A 3,726-nucleotide genomic window follows, 5' to 3' on the forward strand; every position below is an offset into this window, starting at 1 on the left:
ACGCTTGAACTCATCACTGAAATTGGGCTTCCCCATCATCGCCTCCTGTCCTCAAAATTAGGATCGAAGGCGTCCAGAAATCTAGGGGCTACTCAAACCTCCAACGGATCGGGCACCTCATACAACCGCGCGCTGAGGCCACTCTGCTGCAACGCTATGACATGGCCCAGCCTGCAATGGGCCAGCTCGTGCAGCCAGACAAAGCGCGTCATCAGCATGGCGAGATACACAGCCATGATATGGCGCTCCGCATCCTTGGGGACGCGGTGACGATCAGCGTCAGCCCTGATCGTGCCGCCCGTCAATGTCCGATCAAGCAGGAACAGGCCCGGCGCTTCGCCGTCTACAGGCGACGGCGAATCCTCGCCTGCCGCGTCGCCGATCATCGGCAGGAAGGCGCTTTGCGTGAACGCGAACAGCGCAAAATCCATCATCGTCACCAGAAGCGCCTGATGCATGGCGATGTAATGCACGCCGTCCACATGATCAGCAAAGGCGTTCGGCGTCATCTTTTCGATGAAGCCCGGCACGATGGCGGAGCGAGGATCGCCGCCGACATCCAACACACCTGCGCGAAGCAAGGCCGCGAAGCTATCGAACGATGCGGCAAACGCCTGTTCCGCAGGGTTGTTGAAGTCAGGCGTGAAGGGAACGGATTCCAGCCTATCCCCTGCATAGTGTTCGAAACTCTGCATATCTCGCTTTCAAAGATTTTATTTTGAACATGTATATAGGAACGATTCACTGCTATCTGTTCATATATAAAAGATCATACAGGTTGACATTGAGCATAAAAATATGATCAAATCTCTATAGGATGTTCACATAGAGATGACCATGGATAACACCGCACTGGCTAGAAAGAGCCTTGATCGTCGCTTTGCGCTTTTGCGCGAGGCGGACTTTGCCATGCCGCCGCGCGGCTGGCTACGGGCCATCCGCGAAGCCTTGGGCATGACGGTTCGCCAACTGGCGAGCCGCATGGGGGCTGCGCCGTCCCGTATCACCGCCCTTGAAAAGGCCGAAGTAACAGGCTCAACCACGCTCAAATCCCTACGCGCCGCCGCCGAAGCGATGGATTGCACCCTTGTCTATGCACTGGTGCCGACCTCTTCGCTGGAGGATATGGTCAAAGAACGGGCGCGGCTTCGCGCCGAGGAAGAATTGCGCCGTGTGCATCACACAATGACGCTGGAAAATCAGGCGCTCACCCGCGACGATCTGGCCGACGAGCGCCAGCGTCTGATTGACAACATGCTGGCCGGATCGCTGCGCGGCTTGTGGGACGATGCATGACCGATCCCTTGTTTGCCGAAGATGACGACGCCAACACGCCACTGACCGAGGAAGAGCGGCAAGGCCTGATCCCGTCCTACATCACATTGCGCCGCGAACTGAACGAGGCCGAGCAGATCAATATCGCCGATGGGGTCCGTTGGGCGCTGTCGCGGCGGCGTGATGTTCTGGACGAAGCGTTCCTGCGTTCGCTGCACAAGCGCATGTTCGGCAAGGTCTGGCGATGGGCCGGGCAGTATCGCACCACCGCCCGCAATATCGGGGTCGACGCCTACCGCATACCCATGGACATGCGTCAGCTTGTCGGCGACGTGCGGTTTCAGGTGGAGAATAACAGCTTCCCGCCAGATGAAATCGCCATCCGGTTCAGTCATCGCCTTGTGGCGATCCATCCTTTTCCCAACGGCAATGGGCGCATGTCGCGCCTTGTAGGCGATCTGCTGGCGCTGCAACTCGGTCAGTCGCGCTTCACATGGGGCAGCGGCAATCTGGTCGATCCGAACGAAACGCGCAAAGCCTACATCGCCGCGCTCCGCGCCGCCGATGCGCATGAGATTGACGCGCTGCTGATGTTTGCGCGGTCATAGGGGCTTTGAGAGAAAGCCTACAAGTTGGGCAATTGCCCGTTGGCTTTCCTGTCCTGCGCTTTCGCCGCCACTGGAACCCGCACCGATGACTCGACTTTTGCGCTATATTCATATATAGTGAATATGAATATAGGAGGTGCCATATGGCGAACACGAGCCTGAGCCTGGGCGAGCATTGGGAAGTCTTTATCCGCAACGAAGTGAGCAGCGGGCGTTATGGCTCTGCCAGCGAAGTCGTGCGTGATGGCTTGCGGGCGCTGGAAGCCCAGAAGACGAGGCTGGAAGCGTTGCGCGCCCATCTGGCCGAGGGCGCGGCGCAGGCCCGCGCTGGGCAGTTTGTCGAGGATTATTCGATGGATCGCGTCATCGCCTCTCTGGATGGTGAGGCATGACGCCTCGCTACCGGATTACCCCGCGCGCGTTCGAGGACATCAAGAATATAGGCCGCTATACGCTCCGCCAATGGGGGCGAAGCCAGCGGGATATTTATCTGCGCGGGTTGGATGCTCGGTTCAAATGGCTGGCAGAAAACCCGCAGGCCGGACGCCGACGCGATGAGATCGCGCTGGGCTATCGCAGCTTTGCGCATGAAGCGCACATCGTGTTCTATCTGATCAGCGATGACATCATCGACATCATCGGCGTGCCCCATCAGGCGATGGATATGCCCTCGCATTTTGCGTCCGGCAATTGAGGAAGGGCGGAAACGCGACCGCCTTCCTCATTACAGATCGGGCAACTCCCCATTGGCTTTCGCGTCCTGCGTTTCCGCCGCTCTTTGTGCATTCTGCGCGGCTTGGGCCGCCGCGTTGCGCTGATCGCGCAAACTGGCGGCCAAGCGCAAATTACTCGCCCGGTAATGGGCAAGATAAGCGACTTCCTTGTTACGCCCGTTCGGGATCACTTCCAGCGTCATCGAAGGGCCGCAATCGGGATCGGGACGCGGCGGCACATTCATAACAGTAGAAAACCGGTCGCCCGCATCATGCAGGAATGCGACATCGATGCATTGTTTGCGCGTGGCCTCCGGCGAGGCCCGGCCTGAAATCGGTTCGGAGATATTGACCTTGCCGACGCGGATGATGCCGAACCGATACTGATAAGGTTTCTCCGGCGGATGGTGGGCATCCACATATTGCTGCGCGACCGCTTCCATGGTCGGGGCGTTGTCCCCGAAATAGCTGGCTCGCGCGACATAGAAGATTTGTTGCGCGCCGGGTCTGCCTTCGCTGAACAGGCGCACATAATCGCGCCGATCATTGCGCCCGAAATCCTGCCGGAAGATTCCCTGCTGTTCTTCCTGCTGGTTTATCCGCTCGTGATCGTCGCCAACGGGAAACGTGGCGACATAGCCCTTGCAGATCAGAAGGGCCGACGCCTGCGCAGGTGACATACCCGGCGCGATCCCAAGAACGTTGTCGCTCTCTTTGCTGTCTTGAACGCCAGCACAAGCGGATGATGGCACAGGCTTCTTGTCTTCAACGGCGGCGGTTGCGTTGCCGGGCATGGCGGCGGCATTGAATTGCGCCGCTGCATTGTTACCGACAGGCGTATCGTTTGTGCCGCCGCAGGCCGTCAAGGCGAAGACGGGCAGCAGCGGCAAGAGAGGGTGACTATGCATAGCGATCAACTCCCCGCCACGGCCCAACCGCTGAGGCGCTTTTCAAAGAGGAAGGATTTTCCGCGGTCGCGCACCCACTGGCCGTTCTGTAACGTGGCCTTGAACGTGCAGCGATAGCGGCCTTCGTTGCTCTGCCACCTGAAAACTGGATCGCTTTGAGCTAGAGTTTTCAGCCTCAGATTTCCTTGGCTGGGCAAGGAGGCGCGGCATGAAGGCATCGAA

The 3,726-nt window shown here is 58.8% G+C and carries 7 protein-coding genes; 4 read left to right on the plus strand and 3 right to left on the minus strand.

The genetic code is table 11. The features are described from left to right. Nucleotides 1–92: 92 nt before the first annotated feature. A complete protein-coding gene (locus GGR44_RS16590) occupies nucleotides 93–695 on the minus strand; it encodes a hypothetical protein (protein ID WP_183956606.1) in 603 nt (200 codons plus the stop codon). A gap of 142 nt (nucleotides 696–837) precedes the next feature. Between GGR44_RS16590 and GGR44_RS16595 the strand changes: the two genes are divergently transcribed. The 4 genes from GGR44_RS16595 to GGR44_RS16610 all read left to right on the plus strand — a co-directional run bounded on the left by GGR44_RS16595 (nucleotide 838) and on the right by GGR44_RS16610 (nucleotide 2,577). Next, on the plus strand, nucleotides 838–1,296 hold the full coding sequence (locus GGR44_RS16595) for a mobile mystery protein A (protein WP_221214428.1): 459 nt from the start codon (nucleotides 838–840) through the stop codon (nucleotides 1,294–1,296). Next, on the plus strand, nucleotides 1,293–1,883 hold the full coding sequence (locus GGR44_RS16600; protein ID WP_183956608.1) for a mobile mystery protein B: 591 nt from the start codon (nucleotides 1,293–1,295) through the stop codon (nucleotides 1,881–1,883). Before GGR44_RS16595 ends, GGR44_RS16600 begins: the two co-directional genes overlap by 4 nt. 143 nt (nucleotides 1,884–2,026) lie before the next feature. Further along, the gene (locus tag GGR44_RS16605) at nucleotides 2,027–2,275 is read left to right on the plus strand and encodes a type II toxin-antitoxin system ParD family antitoxin (RefSeq protein WP_183956609.1); all 249 of its coding nucleotides are present in this window, start codon (nucleotides 2,027–2,029) and stop codon (nucleotides 2,273–2,275) included. Then, nucleotides 2,272–2,577, plus strand: a complete 306-nt coding sequence (locus GGR44_RS16610) for a type II toxin-antitoxin system RelE/ParE family toxin (RefSeq protein WP_183956610.1) — start codon at nucleotides 2,272–2,274, stop codon at nucleotides 2,575–2,577. Before GGR44_RS16605 ends, GGR44_RS16610 begins: the two co-directional genes overlap by 4 nt. 30 nt (nucleotides 2,578–2,607) lie before the next feature. On the opposite strand, the gene GGR44_RS16615 is transcribed toward GGR44_RS16610, so the two are convergent. Together GGR44_RS16615 and GGR44_RS16745 are read right to left on the minus strand one after the other, a co-directional pair. After that, nucleotides 2,608–3,486 carry a hypothetical protein gene (locus GGR44_RS16615; protein WP_183956611.1) on the minus strand — a complete coding sequence of 293 codons (879 nt, stop codon included), beginning with the start codon at nucleotides 3,484–3,486 and terminating at the stop codon, nucleotides 2,608–2,610. 23 nt (nucleotides 3,487–3,509) lie between these two features. After that, a partial coding sequence (locus GGR44_RS16745; protein WP_221214429.1) for a hypothetical protein occupies nucleotides 3,510–3,726 on the minus strand: 217 nt, incomplete at its 5' end.

Source organism: Sphingobium fontiphilum (genome assembly GCF_014196635.1).
Taxonomy (GTDB): Bacteria; Pseudomonadota; Alphaproteobacteria; order Sphingomonadales; family Sphingomonadaceae; genus Sphingobium; species Sphingobium fontiphilum.